The sequence below is a fragment of the Intestinibacillus sp. NTUH-41-i26 genome, from assembly GCF_032769475.1.
Classification (GTDB): Bacteria; Bacillota; Clostridia; order Oscillospirales; family Butyricicoccaceae; genus Agathobaculum; species Agathobaculum ammoniilyticum.
In genome coordinates, this window is record NZ_CP136477.1 from 801019 (window position 1) to 819202 (window position 18184).

Genomic DNA, 18184 nt, shown 5'->3' on the forward strand with positions numbered 1-18184 from the left:
GGCCGGAAAAAAGTCCGGCAAAAAATGATAACAGGTTTCGCATGACGGTAGTATGGAGAAAAGCGCTCCTCCATATTCCCTCCTTTCCAAATGTCCAAGGTTACAGTTTGGTAACAATGGATACCTTAACCGCTTTGGAGGGCGAAGTCATACGAAACCTGTCGATTGGCTCCAGAAAATTAAATTTACGTTGCAGCGCCGCAGAAATTCGTGGGGAAAAATCGCGGATCGAGGGGCTTTTGCTGATAATAGCGTTCGAGGACTGCGCGCTGAAGCGACACGGCGAGCGGCACGGCCGCGTCGAACAGGTCGCAGAAGGACTCGGTTCGTTCGCCGTTACCCGAGGACCAGGGGCGGTGCGACTGGTTGGCGCAGTCCGCGGCGAGCGGTTCGGCGGGACGGATCAGCGAGGAGGCGAGACCGGCCTTGCCCGCGAGCCGCTCCAGATGCACCAGGCGGCCGCGGATATGGCTGCCGCTGTGCGTCAGGTGCAGCACACGGCGCATGTCGTGCAGCGAGCGGTACACCGCGGCGGGGGAGACGCGCGCGCCGCACGCGCTTTTCGCCGCGCCGGCCAGCACGCGCGCCAGCACGGTGCATTCCGCGGCGCTGGGATCGAGCAGGCGGAACGCCTCAAACTCCGCGGGGGCGGCAGCGATGTAATTGGTGATCAGGATGCCGTCGATATCGCTTTCAACCAGCTTGCGCCGCGCCTCGGCGGAATAATTGGGCAGGTAGAGCGAGAGGCGGTCGGCCTGCGCCTCCAGGAAAGCGTGGGTCACGCGGTCGAGCGCGTAGTGTGTGCAGAAGCCGAACACATACGCGAGCGCGGCGGCGTCATGCTGCTGCACAGCGGCGACGCACAGCGCTTCAAACAAAGCGCCGGGCGGCTCGGTGTGCATGCGGCGCGCCAAACGGCCCAGCGGGCCGGAGAATGGCGCGTGGTAATAGTAAAGCGGGTCCGGCCCCTGTGCGCCCCAGCGGTATCCCGCGGGGTAGGTGGCGGCGATGTGCGCGGCCGAGTCTCCTGTAACGCGCTGGACGGTCGCGGCAAAAATATGATGGGTGGCATAAGACGGCATAATGGTTCCCTTTCCGCAGCAGCCTGCAATGTTGATACCAGAAACGGTGACAATAGTATACCGCAAAAGATTGCAAAATGCCAGCGAAAGCGGTATACTATTTGCAAGACAAAAAACGGGGACAGGGCTTCCCTTATCCTAATTGGAGGAATGGCAATCATGAAACTCGGTATCGTCGGGCTTCCGAATGTCGGGAAATCGACTTTGTTCAATGCAATCACGCAGGCGGGCGCGGAGAGCGCGAACTACCCGTTCTGCACCATCGACCCCAACGTCGGCATGGTGGCCGTGCCGGACGAGCGCCTGCAGCCGCTGACCGACCTGTACCACGCGAAAAAGACCACCCCTGCGGTGGTGGAGTTTGTGGATATCGCGGGATTGGTGCGCGGCGCGAGCAAGGGCGAGGGGCTGGGCAACAAGTTCCTGTCCCACATCCGCGAGGTGGATGCGATCGTCCACGTCGTCCGCTGCTTTGACAATGAGAATATCGTCCACGTCGAAGGCTCGGTCGATCCCGCACGCGACATTGAAACCATCAACCTTGAGCTGATCCTGGCGGATATCGAGCATCTGGAGCGCCGCCTGGAGCGCACCCGCAAGGCTGCCAAGGCGGACAAAAAGCTGAGTCGGGATGTGGAGCTCCTCGAGGCGCTCAAGGCGCATCTGGAGGAGGGCAGGACCGCGCGCACGTTCGAGGGCTTCGGCGAGGATGAGGACGTTGACCGCGTGGTAAAAGAGAGCGACTTGCTTTCCGCGAAAAAGGTGATCTACGCCGCCAATATGGACGAGGCGGGCTTTACCGGCGACGCGGCCGAGAACGAGCGCCTGAAGGCAGTACAGGCGATCGCGGACGCGGAGGGCGCGATGGTGCTGCCGATTTGCGCCAAGCTGGAAGAGGATATCGCGGGCATGGACGCGGAGGAGAAGGAGATGTTCCTTTCCGAACTGGGACTGCACGAATCCGGCCTGGACCGCCTGATCCGCGTGTGCTACGACCTGCTCGGCCTGATGAGCTACCTGACTGCGGGAGAGCAGGAGGTGCGCGCATGGACGATTGAAAAGGGTACCAAGGCGCCGCAGGCCGCCGGAAAGATCCATTCGGATTTTGAACGCGGCTTTATCCGCGCCGAGGTGATCGGCTATCAGGATCTGATCGAGCTTGGGTCGCTGGCGGCGGCCCGCGAAAAGGGCCTTGTCCGCTCGGAGGGCAAGGAATATGTGATGCAGGATGGGGACGTCGTCCTGTTCCGCTTCAACGTATAAGGGAGTATTGCTCAAAAAGCGCCGTGAAAAACGGCGCTTTTTTGTATTTGAGGGTAGATTTGTTTACTTCTTGTGATTATATTGTGAATTTAACCGAATTGTTATTGCATATCCCACAAGCTCTGTATATAATGAGGATGGTATAGACCGTCGAAAAATGGCGAGCGGTGTGCTTGCCGTTTTATTTTGTATGATATTTTTCATTTACGCATATATAAAGACAGCGAAACAGGGGAAGATCATGTTAGAAAACCGGATCAATAAAACAAGGAAAGGGGCGCATATGGTGAAGCGTACGGCGAAGAACGCCGCGCCGAAGGCGGAAAAGAAAACGCTCCGCGTGCCGCTCGCCCTGAAGATAGTCGGCGGCGTGGCAGCGGCTCTGCTGGTCCTGCTCTGCGGGTTCACCTACCTTTATCCGAATGTGTTCCCAGGGGTGACGGTCGGGCCGATCGCGGTCAGCGGGCTGAGCCGGAGCGCCGCCGCGGCGCAGATCGAAAAGCAGAGCGCGCCACTGTATGAGGACGCGGACGTTTCCGTCACAATTTATGAGCAGACCTACCGTATTCCGGTGCGCGACGTGCTGGAAAATGTGGACGCGGCGCAGTCCGCGGAGAACGCCTATGCGGTCGGACGCACGGGCAACCCGCTGGCCCGCATGTGGGATGTGGTCACAGCGGTTTTCGGCAGGGGCGAGGCGCAGCTGGCGGCCACCGTGGATGAGGAGGGGCTGAAAAAGGCACTGTCCGACATCGCCGCGGAGGCGTTGACCGAGCCGGTAGAACCCACTTGGGACATTGGCACGGATACCATGACCATCCATGCCGGCAAGCCTGGCGTACAGTTTGACACGGATGCGGTCGAGCAGGCGCTGACGGAAAAGATCCGCCTGATGGATTTCGAGCCGTATGAGGTTTCGACCGAGCTGACCGAGACGCCTGCGATCAATGTGGATAAGATCGCCGAGCAGGTGATCGGCGAGCCGGTGAGCGCGACGGTCAATAAAGAGGACGGCAAAACCATTGTGCCGGAAAAGCCCGGCGTGCAGTTCGATATCGACCAGGCGCGGGAGATCGTGGGGGACGGGACGGAGCAAAGCTATTCCGTCCCGATCACGACCACGCAGCCCAAGGTGACGGCGGCGGACCTGCAGGAAAAGCTGTTTCGGGATACGCTGGCGCAGGCGGTGACCTACCTGGACGAGAGCAATACCGCGCGCACCAACAACGTCAATCTGGCGTCGGCGGCCATCAACGGGACCATACTCAACCCGGGCGATGAATTTTCGTATAACGGTGTGGTCGGAGAGCGCACCGAGGCGCGCGGATATAAGCCGGCGCACGCATATGTCAACGGCCAGATCGTTGACGAGTTCGGCGGCGGCGTCTGCCAGCCCTCCTCCACGCTGTATATGGCCGTGCTGCGCGCGGACCTGGAGGTGACCGAGCGGTATAACCATTCCTATACAGTCGCCTATACGCCGCTGGGCGAGGATGCGACCGTGGATTACGGCAATCTGGATTTCCGGTTCAAGAATAATACGGATTATCCGGTCAAGATCCTGGCGCAGCAGAGCGGCGGGCAGATGGTTATGACGCTCGTCGGCACCAAGACGAGCGACAAGACGGTTACGACCCGCACCGAAGTGTTGGAAACCTATTCGCCGCAGACGATCGAGAAAAAGGATAATTCCATGAAGGTGGGCCAGACGCGCTTGGATGTGAGCGGCATCACGGGCTATTCCACCCGCACCTATAAGCAGATCACGGAAAACGGGAAGACGACCGAGGTGCTGGCGAACAGCTCGCGGTATGACAAGCGGGATAAGGTGGTCTACGTCGGCACGATCCAGCCGGAGCAGCCCAAAACCGAGGAACCGCCCAAGACGGAGGAGCCGTCCGGCGACGGCGGGGAAGCCGGAGAAACAGCGGAACAGGGCGCGTCCTCCGCAGCGGCGCCGGAAACGCCGGCGGGCGGCTCCGCGTGAGCGGACAGGGCGCGGTCCGGTAAAGACAGCGGGGAAACGATAGGAGGAAACAGCAGTTGCACGATAGAGTACAGGTGAGAAAGACGATCAAGCGGCAGTGTAAGCGTAGGGTCAAGGAGCAGATCGGCCGCTGTGTGGGGATACAGTTTTTGTATGCGGTGCCATATTTCCTGCTGGTGCTGATTCTGTACCTCACGATATTCGGAGATTTATTTGCGTTGTACGCAAATGGGTACAGGGGAAACGCGCTTAGCATGGCTATGGAGCGCAACCTGAATTCGGTATGGCTGGTGATATTCGTCATGCTGGTCGTCACCGGCCCGCTGATGTATGGCATGATGCGGTTTTATATTGGCCTTTTCCGTGGGGAGGAGCCGGGCGTTTCCGCGCTGTTCCAGCCGTTTACCTCGCTGCACTCGTTCTGGGCGGGTGTGCGGATGGAATTCTGCCTGTTTTTCCGGCAGCTCCTCTGGTCGGTCCTACCCACGGCGCTGTTTTTCTTTGTGGGCATGGGCCTGCTGGTGAATGCCGTTGCTTCGGGGCATTACCTGACGCAAACGGATTTGACGGTGGCGGTGGCGGTGCTTTATGTATTCTACCAGCTCGTGTTGATCCCGATCCGCATCAAGGTGATGACCTATCAGGCGGGCTGGGTCCTGATCAGCGAGCATGAGGCACTCGGCGCGTGGGATGCCACGCGCGACGGGAGCGGTGTGTTCCACGGGCATTATGGGAAGGTACTCCTGTTTGTTTTAAGCTTTTTCTGGTGGTATGTGCTGTCCGGCCTTGTCAGCGGGCTTTGCTGGCTGATTGCGATGTTCGGCTTTGTGTTTATCCCCGGCGCGTCGGGCTTCGTGGCGTTCCTGCTGGCGCTGGCCGCAGGGGCCTGCTTGGGCGTTGTGATCAACGGTTTTCTGGCGGCGTACATCAATACCTCTTTTATCGGCCTGTTTGAATTTTACGCGGGCAGGACACAGGATGTCAGTCAGCCTGAGCAGTAAGGGAAAAAACGGATAAAGCGGTGGCGGGAGCTGAAGGTGCCGCCGCTGTTTGCACGCTTGACAGGAAAATACCGTGATGCTATAATGGAACCGTTATACAGGTAAGTATGGCGATGAAAAGGAAAGTACGGCGTGGAAAACGGCAAAGCGAGTCTCGGATGGTGGGAGCGAGACGCGGGGGCCGCGGCAGAAAATGGCCTTGGAGTCCCGCACCGAGCCGCGGTACGCGGGTAGGCTGCGGCGGGTGGGCGCCCGTTACAGCGCTTCGGGTATGGAAGTACCTGATGAGGCGCGCCGCCGCGAGGGACGCGTGAAGCAAGGTGGTAACACGGAAGCGTTTTTGCTCTCGTCCTTGAATGGAAAACCATTCGGGAGGAGGGCTTTTTTCATGCCTGCCGCTCTGCGGACGTGGCGGCCTGCGCCCTAATGGCAAACGATGCGGGGGGCGGAAAACCTGCGGGACGTGTTCCCGTATCCGTATACCGAACGGGACGCGCGTGATTGTAAGAATGGAGGGCTGCCGGATAGCGAGCTGTATGCGCTGGTGTGCGAAAGGAGATAAATGATTTTGCATCTGGAACGGTTGACAGATATACAGGATGGGCGGTATGATACTGCAATGGCTTTGTACGCGGAGAGCTTTCCACCGCATGAGCAACGACAGATAGCATCACAAGAGGCAATCCTGCGGGACAAACGGTATCGGTTTGAACTGGTCTTCGATGGGGTGGAATGGGTTGGCCTGTTACTGTGCTGGGAAACGAAAGACTTTATTTATGTGGAGCATTTCTGTATATTCCCTGAGCTGCGGAATCGCCATTACGGGCAAAGGACACTGTCGCTGCTACAGCAGAGCGGGAAGACCATTGTTTTGGAAATCGACCCCCCAGAGGACTGGGTTTCCTGTCGCCGCGCTGGTTTCTATGCGCGCTGCGGATATTGCACCAATCCGTATCCGCATGTACACCCGCCATATCATGTGGAAAACAGCGGACACAGACTGGTCGTGCTGTCCTTTCCGAAAGCGCTGACCGAGACGGCTTACCAATCATTCTACAAATTTTTGCAGGATGTGGTTATGTACGACTGTTTTTGATCTTATAAAATTTCATTTTCTATGAAGGAGAGCAAAGTGATGGACAAGAAACCCTATTATATCTCAACGGCGATCGCCTATACCTCGGCCAAGCCGCACATCGGCAACACCTATGAGATCGTGCTGGCCGACGCGATCGCGCGCTACAAGCGCCTGACCGGATACGACGTGTACTTCCAGACCGGTACGGACGAGCACGGCCAGAAAATCCAGGAAAAGGCCGAGGCCGCGGGCATCACCCCGCAGCAGCATGTGGACAACGTCGCGGGCCAGGTGAAGGACATCTGGGACCTGATGAACACCACCTACGACAAGTTCGTACGCACGACTGACCCCATGCATGAGAAAAAGGTACAGAAAATCTTCAAAAAGCTGTATGATCAGGGCGATATCTATAAGGGTGCGTACAAGGGCAAGTACTGCAAGCCCTGCGAGTCGTTCTGGACCGAGTCGCAACTTAAGGACGGATGCTGTCCGGACTGCGGCCGGCCGGTGGTGGACGCGGAGGAGGAAGCCTACTTCTTCCGCATGAGCAAGTACGCCGACCGCCTGATGAAGCATATTGAAGACCACCCCGAGTTCATACAGCCGGAGAGCCGCAAGAACGAGATGGTCAACAACTTCTTAAAGCCCGGCCTACAAGACCTGTGCGTGTCCCGCACCTCGTTCTCCTGGGGGATTCCGGTGGACTTTGACCCAGGGCATGTGGTTTATGTCTGGCTGGACGCGCTGACCAACTATATCACTTTCTGCGGCTACGATCCTGATGGGAACCACGATGAGCACTATAAGCGCTTCTGGCCCGCGGACGTGCATTTGATCGGTAAGGACATCATCCGTTTCCACACCATCTACTGGCCGATCTTCCTGATGGCGCTGGGCGAGGAACTGCCGAAGCAGGTGTTCGGCCACCCGTGGCTGCTCGTGGGTGAGGGCAAGATGTCGAAGTCACTCGGCAATGTGATCTACGCGGACGATCTGGTGCGCCTGTTCGGTGTGGACGCGGTGCGCTACTATGTGCTGCACGAGATGCCGTTCGCCAACGACGGCGTGATCTCCTATGAGCTGATTTGCGAGCGCATCAACTCCGACCTTGCCAACGTGCTGGGCAACTTGGTCAACCGGACAATCGCCATGACCAAGAAGTATTTCGGTGGCGTTATCCCCGCCCCGATTGCGGCGGAGCCGGTGGACGACGAGCTGAAAACGGTCGCGCTCGGCCTGCCCGCGGCACTCGAAAAGCGCATGGCCGACCTGCACGTCGCTGACGCGATCGACGAGGTGTTCACGCTTCTGCGCCGCTCGAACAAATATATTGATGAAACCATGCCCTGGGCGCTGGCCAAGGACGAGGCCAAGCGCGACCGCCTGGGTACGGTGCTGTATAACCTGCTGGAGTCCATCCGCTTTGCGGCGACCATGCTGCGCCCCTACCTGCCCGAAACGGCGGACAAGATCTTTGTGCAGTTGAACACCGCGGACAATGGTGTGGAGAGCCTTGCTTCGTTTGGCGGCATACAGGCGGGCGCGCAGGTGGGCGAGGCGTCCATCCTGTTCGAGCGCATCGACATCCCGAAAAAGCTCGCGGAGATCGAGGCGGAGAAGCAGGCCGCGCAGACGGCGGAGCAGCCGGTGGTCACTTTCCTGCCGGATATCCCGTTCGACGACTTCTGCAAGGTGGATATGACCGTGTGCAAGGTGCTCGCGTGCGAGAACGTCAAGAAGAGTGAGAAGCTCTTAAAATTCCAACTCGACGACGGATCGGGTACGCCGCGCCAGATCCTGTCCGGCATCGCCAAGTATTACAAGGCCGAGGAATTGGTAGGCAAGACGGTCGTTGCGGTCACCAACCTGCCGCCGCGCAAGATGATGGGGCAGGAGTCATGCGGCATGCTGCTCTCCGCGGAGAAGGACGGCAAGCTCGATCTGCTCATGCTGGATGATGGTATTGAAGCGGGTGCAAAGCTCTGCTGACAGAGTATAGTGGGCTTCACAAGCCCACTATATGCGAAAGACGGTTCCAGTAGAAACCGCCTTTCGATACCCGAATGACGCCGCCTAAGGCGGCTGGGTCGGGGCATCCAAACACCCGGCATAGCGGGGGAGGGATGCGCGCTGCGGCGCGGTGGAACGGCGGTTCAGAGAGCCGCCGTTTTGCTGTTTGGAGGCGGGGATTGCAGGCGGCGCGAAGCTGTGCTACAATAAAAGAGCGAAGGGCTGCGGCTGGCGCCGCGGCTCGCTTTTTATGGGTGGGGGTCTGGATGATGTATCAAGACGAATACGTTTCGCTGTACAGGGGCGGCGGCTTTTGGATCAACAATGCGGAATGTAAGCAGCGGAAAATCATCGACCGGTATGCGGCGCAGAGGTGGCGGTATGCCGGCTGTTTGCCGATAAAGCTTTCCGGCGATAGTGGCCTGATGAAAGAGGCCGACCTGGTGCTTGGAAGGCCTGTGGAGGATGAAAAATGAACGCGGCAAACATTCCGATGGCAGTCATCCTGTGCTTCTGCGCGGCGGTATTTGCTGTCGGCGGCTGCTGGGCGGCCATACGGCGCGACTCGATGCACTTCTGAGCGGGCAGCACGGTCAAACCGGAGGAAATCCGCGATATCCCAGCTTATAACCGCGTCTGTGCGCGGCTGTGGAGGGGGTACGGTGCAGGCTGGACGCTTTGATCGGCATTTACAGATATATCTACAAAAAATACAAGCGATAAGGATGAACCCATGCGAAAGAAATACCTCTTTTTTGATATTGACGGCACGCTGGCGACCGGCCTGACGACCGTGATGCCGGAAAGCGGGGCGCGCTGCCTGGAGCGGCTACGCGCGAACGGCCATTTTACCGCGATCGCAACCGGCCGGCTGCAGGCTTCCGCCGCCGTGGTCGCACAGCGGTACGGCTTTACGCATATCGTGGCCGACGGTGGTTACAGCCTGACGCTGGACGGAGAGGTCATTGAGATGCAGAGCCTGCCCGTGACGGATTGCGTCGCCCTGCTGGACCGGCTGGAGCGGCAGCGCGTCCCCTGGGCGGTAACGCTCGAAAACGAGCGGGTCTGCCTTACGGCGGATGAGCGGTATCTGGCTGTCGCGCCAAGCAATTATTTTCCGGTCACGGTCGATCCGGCCTTTGATTACCGCGGGATGGACAAGCTGTATAAGGTATATATCGCCTGCACGCCGGAAAATCAAGGGGAGATCGACCTCGGCGGCCTGCCGACGGTCCGCTACAACCAGGATGTGCTGTTTATCGAGCCGGTCTGCAAGCAGCGCGGCATCCGGCGCATGCTGGACGTGCTGGGCGTGCTGGATGAGGACGTCGCAGTCTTCGGAGACGGTACGAACGACGTTTGTATGTTCGGGCAGGGCTGGCTTTCGGTGGCGATGGGGAACGCCTGCGCGGCGCTGAAAGAAAAGGCGGATTACATTACGACATCGGTTGACCAGGACGGACTGTGGAATGCCTGCCGGCATTTCGGCTGGATATGAGGAGGAAAGTAAAACGATGCTGTTTGATACCCATGCGCATTATGATGACGAGCGCTTTGACGAGGACAGGGATGCGCTGCTGTCGGCCATGACGGAAAACGGTGTAGGGCTGATCCTCAACCCGGGCTGTGATTTGGAGAGCTCTCGCAAGGCGGTCGGCTATGCACAAAAATACCCTTTTATATACGCTGCCGTGGGGATACATCCTGAAAATATTGACGAAAATTGGAATAACGACCTTGCGGTCATCAAAGAACTGGCGCAGACGGAGCCGAAGGTGCGTGCGATTGGCGAGATCGGGCTGGATTATTACTGGGAAAAGGACGAGCGGGCGCGCGCGCGGCAGCAGGTGGTGTTTGCGCGGCAGATGGAGCTTGCGCGCGCGCTGGGCAAGCCGGTTATCGTGCATGACCGCGATGCGCACGGCGACTGCATGGAGATCGCGCGCCAGTATGCCGGCGTCACAGGTGTGTACCATTGCTTCGCGGGCAGCGTGGAGATGGCGCGAGAGCTGCTCAAGCTGGGATACTATCTGTCATTCACCGGTGTGATCACGTTCAAAAACGCGCGCAAGGCATTGGAGATTATCAGGGAGACACCGCTCGACCGGCTGATGATTGAAACGGACGCCCCCTATATGGCGCCCGAACCGTATCGCGGACGCCGCAATTCGTCGCTATATGTACACCGTATGGCGGAAACGATTGCGCAGGTCAAAGGGATGGAAGCGGAAGCGGTCGAAAGGATCACAACAGAAAACGGCAAAAGATTGTTTGGGATTGCGTGACGAAAAATTTGCATTTTTTCTTGACAGGGAAAGTGTATTTGTGTATAATATATTTCGTCGTCAGAACAAAGCGGACGACCTTTTGGGGGCGTAGCTCAGCTGGGAGAGCGCCACACTGGCAGTGTGGAGGTCATGAGTTCGATCCTCACCGTCTCCACCAGAAGCCGCACTTTTTCATTCCGAAAAAGTGCGGCTTTTCTTTTTTCGGAAGCCGGACCCCTACAAGGCGCCACGTGCTGCCCGGCAAGGCGGGGAAAGGGGATTTTTCCGTTCTTCATGTAAAATCCATAAAGCCCTGTTATACTACCGGATGAGGGGGGACTTGGATGAAACGCATATTGATTGTGGAGGACGACCTGGATATTCAGGAGCTACTGGACGCCTACCTGCGGGATGCGGGCTATGACACGGTACTGGCGTCGGACGGGGTGGAGGCGCTCGACCGCTTCCATGAAGCGCCGTTCGATCTGGCGCTGCTCGATGTGATGCTGCCCAAGATCGATGGGTTCGGCGTGTGCGAGCTGATCCGGCGGGAATCGCGCCTGCCAGTCATCATGCTGACCGCGCTCGACGGGGAGGCCGAGCAGCTCCGCGGTTTCGACCTGGAAATAGACGATTATATTGTAAAGCCGTTTTCCATGCCCATCCTGCTGCGCAAGGTGGCGGCGGTGCTGCGCCGCGTGGGAGGCGGGATCGGCGTTTCGCATGTGATACGTTACCGCGGGCTGACGCTCGATCCGGACATGATGGAGGCGCGGCTGGAGGGCCGCCCGCTGGAGCTGACTGCGCGTGAGTTCGAGCTGCTCCGCGCCTTTATATCCAGCCCAGGGCGGGTGTTCACGCGCGAGGTGCTGCTGGCCAAGATATGGGGCTATGATTTCTTCGGGGACGAGCGCGTGGTGGACAGCCATATCAAAAACCTGCGCCGCAAGCTCGGCGTGGATTATATTGAGACTGTGAGAGGGGTGGGCTACCGTGCTGCGAAAGAAAATCCGTGAAAGCCTGACCGCGCGTATCTTCCTGATGACTTTCGCCCTGCTGCTGGGCGCGGGCGCGATCACTTTCGGCTGCATCGCCTGGGCGACGCCGATCACCTATACGGCGGTCATAAGCAGCGCGATAGAGGAACAGATGAACGAATTGGTCGACCGGCTGGCGCAAACAGAGCGTGAGGACTGCGGGCCGCTGCTTGATGAATTTATCCGCAGCGCGGGCGCGGAAGCCATGCTGCTGGGTGCGGATGGCAAGGTGGTGGACACCGGCTCGCAGCTTGCGGTCTATTCGCTGTATGAAAACGACAATGTGGTGGTTGTGGCCGCGGAGGATAGCGGAAAAAGCGACGGTATAGCGTTTGGGATGGCGGACAGCATGTGGGAGGACAGCGTGCTGTCAATCACCGGAACGGCAACCAGCGCCCTGACTGCGGAGGTCACCTTCCTGCACGACGCCACCTCCTACGAGCTGTACGTCCAGCCGTATGCGCAGCCGGAGAATCAGGCGGTGCAGGCACTGCTGCGCGCCGCGCCATGGCTGCTGCTCGCAATGCTGGTGTTTTCGGCGGGCTGCGCGCTGCTGTATTCTCGCTACATCACGCGGCCGATCATCCGGCTGAGCGGCATCGCGCGCCGCATGGAACATCTGGATTTCGACTGGCAGTGCGAGGAAAAACGCCGCGACGAGATCGGCGTGCTGGGCCGCAGCCTGGACGGCATGGCGCAAAAGCTGAAGGAGGCCCTGACCGGCCTGCAGGCTGCGAATGAGGCGCTCCGCAGTGATATGGAGCGCGAGCGGAAGCTGGAACGGCAGCGACTGGCGTTTTTTTCCGCCGCGTCGCATGAGCTGAAAACGCCGGTTACGATCCTCAAGGGACAGTTGACCGGCATGCTGGACGGGGTTTCCGTATATCGGGACCGTGACAAATATCTCGCGCGGTCGCTTGCTGTGACCGCGCGTATGGAAGAGCTGATACGCGAGATCCTGACCGTTTCGCGGCTGGAATCGGACGGCGAGCCGGTAAAAATGGAGCGTCTCGACCTGTCCGAGCTGGTGCAGGAGCAGTTGGAGCAGGATGAAGCGCTGTTCGAGCAGCGCGGCCTGCGCTTTCGGGTGTCCCTGTCGGATGGGGTGACGGTGCTGGGGGAGCGCGCCCTGCTGGGCAGGGCGGTAGAAAACCTGCTGTCTAACGCCGCGCATTATTCGCCCGCGGGAGCCGAGGTCCGCGTCAGCACCCGACTACGGGCCGGCCGGCCGGTGCTGACGGTCGAAAATACCCGCGCGCACCTGTCGGAAGGGGATATCCCGCATCTGTTTGAAGCGTTTTACCGCGCCGAGCAGTCCCGCAACCGCCGGACGGGCGGCAGCGGGTTGGGGTTGTATCTGGTGCGTATGATTTTGCAGCGGTGCCATGCCGTTTGCACGGCCTGCAACACGCCGGAGGGGGTATCCTTTACCATTACGTTCCCGCCGCTCGATTGAGCGGCGGGCTTCTTCATATAAAACACACATTAGCTTCAAACTGGTTCCATGCGGCGCGTATATACTGGGCGTCAGAAATCGCAAGAAAGGACGCTGACATATGAAAATCAGTATCAACAGCCTGTCCATGACCTATCCCAACGGCAAGCAGGCGCTGCAGGACATCTCCCTTGAACTGGAAAGTCCCAGCCTGGTCGGCCTGCTGGGGCCGAACGGCGCGGGAAAATCCACCCTCATGAAGCTGCTCGTGGCAGGGCTGACCGAATCGGCGGGGACGATTCTGGCCGACGGCGCGCCGCTGCGGAAAAACGAAACCGCCTATAAGCGGCGACTGGGCTATCTGCCGCAGAGCTTCGGCCTGTATGACGAACTGACGGTCGAACGGTTTCTGGAGTACATGGCCGCCCTCAAGGGACTGCACGACCAGAAAAAGGCGGTGCAGGCCGTGCTGTCGGATGTCAATTTGGAGGAAAAACGGCGCGCGCGGATACGCACGCTGTCCGGCGGGCAGCGGCAGCGGGTCGGCATCGCGCAGGCCCTGCTGGGGGAGCCGCGGTTCCTGATCTTTGACGAGCCGACCGTCGGGCTGGATCCGGAGGAGCGCATCCATTTCCGCAACCTGTTTTCGCGCGCGGCGCAGGATAAGCTGGTGCTGCTGTCCACTCATATCATCGAGGATGTGCAGTCCGTATGCAACCGGCTTATCGTCATCCATCATGGCCGTATTCGCTTTTCGGGTACGCCGCAGGAGCTGATCCGCATGACGCGGGGACATGTCTGCACCTTTTCCGAACGGCCGGAGGAGGACGCGGCGCTGCATATCACCGCGCGCGTCAATACCGCGGACGGGGTCCAGTGCCGCGCGGTGGCGCGCACGCTGCCCGCCTACGCCCAGCCGGCTGAGCCGACGCTGGAGGACGCCTACCTCTACCTGATCGAGGAGGCGGAAACATGAGCCTGCGTGCATTGTTCCGCGTTGAGCTGGGGCGGCTGTTGTGCGGGCGGTTGACTTGGCTGGCGGTCGCGGCGACCCTGCTGGGGCCGCTGGCGGGATACGGGCTGTACCGACCGGCGTATGGGGATTCCATGGCGTCCCTGTATCTGGCCAACCCCATGCTGACCGGCGGGCTGATCGGGGCGGCGGCTTTCGCGCTGCTGATGCTGGCGAGCCTGGAAAAGCCGCGCCGCAGCCGGATCGCCGCAATCACCGACGCGGCGCTGTCCCCGCTCCGGCTCGCAGCCGTGCGGCTGTTCTCCGTGCTGGCTATGGCCGTGTTGACCGTGCTGGCAACCGGCCTGCTGTACCTGCCCTATACCTGGTACAAGCTCGACATTGTCTTTTCCCTGGGGGATTACTGGCTCGCGACTGCGCTGATCCTGCTGTCCGGTCCGGTCATGGGAACGCTGCTGGCGGCGGCGGTCGATCAGTTCGCGTACCGGCTGGATATCAGCCTGGCTGTTGTGCTGGCATGCATCGTTTTCTCACAGGGCGCGTGGTGCAGCCGCTTTTTCCTCGCCCAGTGGTGCGTGCCGCTTGTTACCGCCTTGTCGGATGCGTTCGGTAGCGCGGTGATTTGGCGCACCGCACTGTACAGCCGTATCGTCTGGCTGTGTCTGCTGACCAGCCTGTACTTGCTGTCGCTGCTGGGGGTGCGGCAATATGGCCGCGGGCTGATAGGATCGTTTGCACGCCATCTGCGGTTTGCCGCCCTGCCGCTGCTGGCGGCCACGTTGGCGGCCGGAGGCGGCATCCTGTGGGCGCGGCAGCCGTTTATAGACCACAGCCCGTCGGATTGGATGAGCTACCAGCCGGAGGACCGCAGCAACACGGCCCTGACGTTGGCCGGCACGGAGATCGAAGCGCGTATTGAAAGCTACCTGCTGGGTACGCTGTCCGGCACAGCCTCCTATCGGATTACCAATACGTCGGGGGAGTCGCAGGAGCTGTATTTCGAGCTGGATTCCGGCTATCGGGTGCGGGAGGTCACGGCCAATGGCAACCCTGTGGAATGGGAGGATATGTGCAACGATTATATCGCCGCGCGCGAGGTGCGCTGTGTACTCCCCGCAGAGGAACAGATCACGCTGGTCGTGGAGTACGGCGGCATGCCGAAAATGTGGAACGCACAGGAAGAACTGATGAGCAGCGCCGGATTCATCAGCGGAAAAGGGATCGAGCTGTTCGGGTCGCATCTCGCCCCGTCCCTGCTCCTGCAGCTGGCGGGGGAGGAAACGCCGGTCACGCTGGATATCGCGCTGCGGGATTCGATGACGCTGGTGTCCTCCGGAACGACGCGCAGGGGGGCGCCGAATGGCGACGGGACGACCAACTGGCATGCCGAGGACGCAGGCGCAGGCGAACTACGCATTTTCGCGGGCGACTATATGTGCCGGACGCTGGAGGGCGGCGGCTTCCCGATCGAATTCTGGTACAGCGCTAAATACGAGCCGCGCCTTGCGGGCGAGGGGATTGACATCATGCAGGAGGCGATTGACTATTGCACCGAACACTATGGCCCGCGTACCTTTACGCAGGACAAGCCGTTCAAGATTGTGCAGAGCACGGTGTTCCAGTTTGGCGGGAGCGCGAGTGGGAACATCAGCCAAATGGGGGAGAGCTATTTCAGCGATCAAAACCTGGCCTCTCCGGACAAGGGCGCGGACAGCGCCGAGGTGCTGGCGCATGAGATCATCCATCAGTGGTGGGGGCTGGGCGTTTCCCTGGCCGATATGGAGGACGCGAACTGGACGGACGAGGGCATGACGACCTACTCGACCTACCGGCTGATGGCTGAACTGAAAGGAGAGGAGTATGCCCGCGCAAATTATGTCGAAAAGTGGGAGCGCACCACGTCGCAGAACGCGCAGTCGTTTTATATGCGGCATCCGGAATATCTGGCGGTCCTGCCTGAAGCATATGCGGCAGAGGTAAAGGCTGCAGCCGATTCGGTCAACTGGTACGACGGCACGGCGCTGATGATCTACCGCGCGGAGCAGAAGATCGGGCGGGAAAGGCTGGACGCGGTGCTGGCGCGGCTGTATACGCAGGGGGGCGGCGAGCTGCCGCCGTATATCACGCTGGGTGATTTTCTGAACGCCTGCGACTTGGAGGAAGGAGAGATCGGACGTGCGTAAGGTGTTTGTGTGCGAGCTGCGCCGGCTCCTGCTGAATAAATTTTTCTTCGGCATATTGGCGGCGGTGCTTCTCTACGGCTGGCTGCTACTTTCCGGAGAGGTGATACTGGGCGTTGCGTACACCGCGCCGTTCTCGCCGTGGAGCTTTGGATATTATCTGGCGCGGCTGCTGCCCCTTTTGTGGGTGGGTACGCTGTTTTTCCTGACCTTCTTCACCTCGGAGGGCGAACGGCGGACCGCGGTGCTGACCGGCGCGACTGCGGTGGACCCGCGCCGCTTTGCGGGCGTGCGCTGCATGGCGCTGCTGCTAGGGATGCTTCTGCTGCTTGGCGCCGCCGTGCTGCTGGCCGCGGTATTCTTTGCCTATACGCTGCACTGGCACGACTGGGGGAGCCTGCTGCTTCCTCTGCTGGCAGTCGCGGTGCCGCCGCTTGTGTTTGCGGCGGGGAGCGGTTGGCTGCTGGGCGGCGCATGCCCGTGGCTGGTATACGGGTGGATGCTCGCGCCGTTTATCCTGTCCGCGCTGCCGCTGCCCGAGGCGCTCGGCCTGTGGAACGGCACGCTACTGCGGAGCTATCCGCTCACCCTGCCGGCTGACCCGCCTTTCACGTTGCCGGCCGCGGTGTGGGTGGCGCAGGGGCTTTTGCTGCTGGCCGGAATCCTGCTGCTGGGCATGCGGATTTTCCGGCGCGGCAGACTATGAATACGGAAAGCCCGCACTCCGAATGGAGTGCGGGCTTTCCGCTTTGTTAGGATAGGGGAGGTATCAAAATGATGAGGAAAACGGCAAATGCCGTTGCTATGGGTAAGGTTTAGCGCTGGATGCGGCCGGAGCCGTCGCCGCCGGCGAGCTTCTCGACTTCGGCGACCGTAACCATGTTGTAGTCGCCCTCGATGGTGTGCTTGAGCGCGGAAGCCGCGACAGCAAACTCCACCGCGTCCTGGGTGGACTTCCCGTTCAGCAGCGCGTAGATCAGGCCACCGCCGAAGCTGTCGCCGCCGCCGACGCGGTCGATGATGCGCAGCTCATACTTCTTGGAGAAGCAGTACTCGCCGGTCTTCGCGTCGAACAGCATCGCGCTCCAGCCGTTGTCGGAAGCGGAGTGGGACTCGCGCAGGGTGATGGCAACCTTTTCAAAACCGAACTTGTCCGCCAGCTGCTTGGCGACAGACTTGTAGCCCTCGTGGTTGATCTCACCCGCGTAGATATCGGTGGATTCAGCCTCAATACCGAACACGTCCTTGGCATCCTCCTCGTTGGAGATGCACACGTCCACATACTGGCACAGATCGGTCATGGCCTCGCGCGCCTGCTCGCGGGTCCAGAGCTTGCCGCGGTAGTTCAGGTCGCAGGAGATCTTGACGCCGTGCGCCTTGGCCGCCTGGCAGGCCTCGCGGCAGATATCGACAACATTCGGGCCGAGCGCCGGAGTGATGCCGGTGAAGTGGAACCAGTCCACGCCCTCAAAGATTTTGTTCCAGTCAAAATCAGCGGTGGTCGCTTCCTGGATCGCGGAATGCGCGCGGTCGTAGATGCAGACCGAGCCGCGCTGGGAAGCGCCCTTCTCGTTGAAGTAGATGCCGACACGGTCGCCGCCGCGGACGATCTTGCTGGTATCCACACCGTAGCGGCGCAGGGAGTTGACCGCGCACTGGCCGATGGTGTGCGCCGGCAGTTTGGTGACGAACGCGGCGTCCATGCCGTAGTTCGCCAGCGAAACAGCAACGTTGGCTTCGCCGCCGCCAAAGGTGAATTCGAGATGGTCAGCCTGTACGAAGCGTTCGTAATTGTACGGCTGCAGACGGATCATAAGCTCGCCAAAGGTTACGATTTTCATGATTTTCCCTCCGTAAAGATAGGTTGT

At 60.1% G+C, this 18184-nt stretch carries 15 protein-coding genes and 1 tRNA gene; 14 read left to right on the forward strand and 2 right to left on the reverse strand.

Translation table 11 applies throughout. The features are described 5' to 3' along the window. Positions 1-185: 185 nt before the first annotated feature. Complete coding sequence (locus RX717_RS03980; RefSeq protein ID WP_107630924.1) at positions 186-1082, reverse strand: hypothetical protein; 897 nt, start codon at positions 1080-1082, stop codon at positions 186-188. 159 nt (positions 1083-1241) lie between these two features. Between RX717_RS03980 and ychF the strand changes: the two genes are divergently transcribed. From ychF to RX717_RS04050, 14 genes are all read left to right on the forward strand, one after another. Then, entirely contained in the window at positions 1242-2345 is a 1104-nt protein-coding gene (gene ychF / locus RX717_RS03985) for a redox-regulated ATPase YchF (protein ID WP_186949735.1), read from the forward strand. Positions 2346-2628: 283 nt separating this feature from the next. Further along, positions 2629-4332 (forward strand): VanW family protein, encoded by a 1704-nt coding sequence (locus RX717_RS03990; RefSeq protein WP_159068068.1) that lies wholly within the window; start codon positions 2629-2631, stop codon positions 4330-4332. A 56-nt stretch (positions 4333-4388) separates the two neighbouring features. After that, positions 4389-5333, forward strand: coding sequence for a DUF975 family protein (locus RX717_RS03995; protein WP_107630921.1), 945 nt, complete (start codon positions 4389-4391; stop codon positions 5331-5333). Between the two features lie 562 nt (positions 5334-5895). Continuing rightward, positions 5896-6429, forward strand: a complete 534-nt coding sequence (locus tag RX717_RS04000) for an N-acetyltransferase (protein ID WP_054328312.1) — start codon at positions 5896-5898, stop codon at positions 6427-6429. Between the two features lie 21 nt (positions 6430-6450). Continuing rightward, positions 6451-8403, forward strand: coding sequence for a methionine--tRNA ligase (metG, locus tag RX717_RS04005; protein ID WP_107630920.1), 1953 nt, complete (start codon positions 6451-6453; stop codon positions 8401-8403). A gap of 287 nt (positions 8404-8690) precedes the next feature. Beyond that, positions 8691-8900 carry a DUF4177 domain-containing protein gene (locus RX717_RS04010; protein WP_107630919.1) on the forward strand — a complete coding sequence of 70 codons (210 nt, stop codon included), beginning with the start codon at positions 8691-8693 and terminating at the stop codon, positions 8898-8900. 257 nt (positions 8901-9157) lie between these two features. Continuing rightward, on the forward strand, positions 9158-9922 hold the full coding sequence (locus tag RX717_RS04015; RefSeq protein WP_107630918.1) for an HAD hydrolase family protein: 765 nt from the start codon (positions 9158-9160) through the stop codon (positions 9920-9922). 16 nt (positions 9923-9938) lie between these two features. Beyond that, positions 9939-10709, forward strand: coding sequence for a TatD family hydrolase (locus RX717_RS04020; protein WP_107630917.1), 771 nt, complete (start codon positions 9939-9941; stop codon positions 10707-10709). An 84-nt stretch (positions 10710-10793) separates the two neighbouring features. Then, positions 10794-10869 (forward strand) — tRNA-Ala (locus RX717_RS04025). A gap of 166 nt (positions 10870-11035) precedes the next feature. After that, complete coding sequence (locus RX717_RS04030) at positions 11036-11707, forward strand: response regulator transcription factor (RefSeq protein ID WP_054327718.1); 672 nt, start codon at positions 11036-11038, stop codon at positions 11705-11707. After that, the gene (locus tag RX717_RS04035; protein ID WP_107630916.1) at positions 11685-13184 is read left to right on the forward strand and encodes a sensor histidine kinase; all 1500 of its coding nucleotides are present in this window, start codon (positions 11685-11687) and stop codon (positions 13182-13184) included. Before RX717_RS04030 ends, RX717_RS04035 begins: the two co-directional genes overlap by 23 nt. Positions 13185-13284: 100 nt before the next feature. Next, entirely contained in the window at positions 13285-14139 is an 855-nt protein-coding gene (locus RX717_RS04040; RefSeq protein WP_054327719.1) for an ATP-binding cassette domain-containing protein, read from the forward strand. Next, entirely contained in the window at positions 14136-16319 is a 2184-nt protein-coding gene (locus RX717_RS04045; RefSeq protein WP_107630914.1) for a M1 family aminopeptidase, read from the forward strand. The genes RX717_RS04040 and RX717_RS04045 overlap by 4 nt, the downstream gene beginning before the upstream one ends. Beyond that, positions 16312-17022 (forward strand): hypothetical protein, encoded by a 711-nt coding sequence (locus tag RX717_RS04050; protein ID WP_107630913.1) that lies wholly within the window; start codon positions 16312-16314, stop codon positions 17020-17022. The genes RX717_RS04045 and RX717_RS04050 overlap by 8 nt, the downstream gene beginning before the upstream one ends. A 109-nt stretch (positions 17023-17131) precedes the next feature. On the opposite strand, the gene RX717_RS04055 is transcribed toward RX717_RS04050, so the two are convergent. After that, entirely contained in the window at positions 17132-18157 is a 1026-nt protein-coding gene (locus RX717_RS04055; RefSeq protein WP_107630912.1) for a sugar kinase, read from the reverse strand. Positions 18158-18184 lie beyond the last annotated feature (27 nt).

What these genes read in the sequence shown, in the direction of transcription:
- RX717_RS03980 (WP_107630924.1), bottom strand. Translation starts at nt 1,082, where the DNA reads ATGCCGTCTTATGCCACCCATCATATTTTTGCCGCGACCGTCCAGCGC.
- ychF (WP_186949735.1), top strand. Translation starts at nt 1,242, where the DNA reads ATGAAACTCGGTATCGTCGGGCTTCCGAATGTCGGGAAATCGACTTTG.
- RX717_RS03990 (WP_159068068.1), top strand. Translation starts at nt 2,629, where the DNA reads ATGGTGAAGCGTACGGCGAAGAACGCCGCGCCGAAGGCGGAAAAGAAA.
- RX717_RS04000 (WP_054328312.1), top strand. Translation starts at nt 5,896, where the DNA reads ATGATTTTGCATCTGGAACGGTTGACAGATATACAGGATGGGCGGTAT.
- metG (WP_107630920.1), top strand. Translation starts at nt 6,451, where the DNA reads ATGAAGGAGAGCAAAGTGATGGACAAGAAACCCTATTATATCTCAACG.
- RX717_RS04010 (WP_107630919.1), top strand. Translation starts at nt 8,691, where the DNA reads ATGATGTATCAAGACGAATACGTTTCGCTGTACAGGGGCGGCGGCTTT.
- RX717_RS04015 (WP_107630918.1), top strand. Translation starts at nt 9,158, where the DNA reads ATGCGAAAGAAATACCTCTTTTTTGATATTGACGGCACGCTGGCGACC.
- RX717_RS04020 (WP_107630917.1), top strand. Translation starts at nt 9,939, where the DNA reads ATGCTGTTTGATACCCATGCGCATTATGATGACGAGCGCTTTGACGAG.
- RX717_RS04030 (WP_054327718.1), top strand. Translation starts at nt 11,036, where the DNA reads ATGAAACGCATATTGATTGTGGAGGACGACCTGGATATTCAGGAGCTA.
- RX717_RS04040 (WP_054327719.1), top strand. Translation starts at nt 13,285, where the DNA reads ATGAAAATCAGTATCAACAGCCTGTCCATGACCTATCCCAACGGCAAG.
- RX717_RS04045 (WP_107630914.1), top strand. Translation starts at nt 14,136, where the DNA reads ATGAGCCTGCGTGCATTGTTCCGCGTTGAGCTGGGGCGGCTGTTGTGC.
- RX717_RS04055 (WP_107630912.1), bottom strand. Translation starts at nt 18,157, where the DNA reads ATGAAAATCGTAACCTTTGGCGAGCTTATGATCCGTCTGCAGCCGTAC.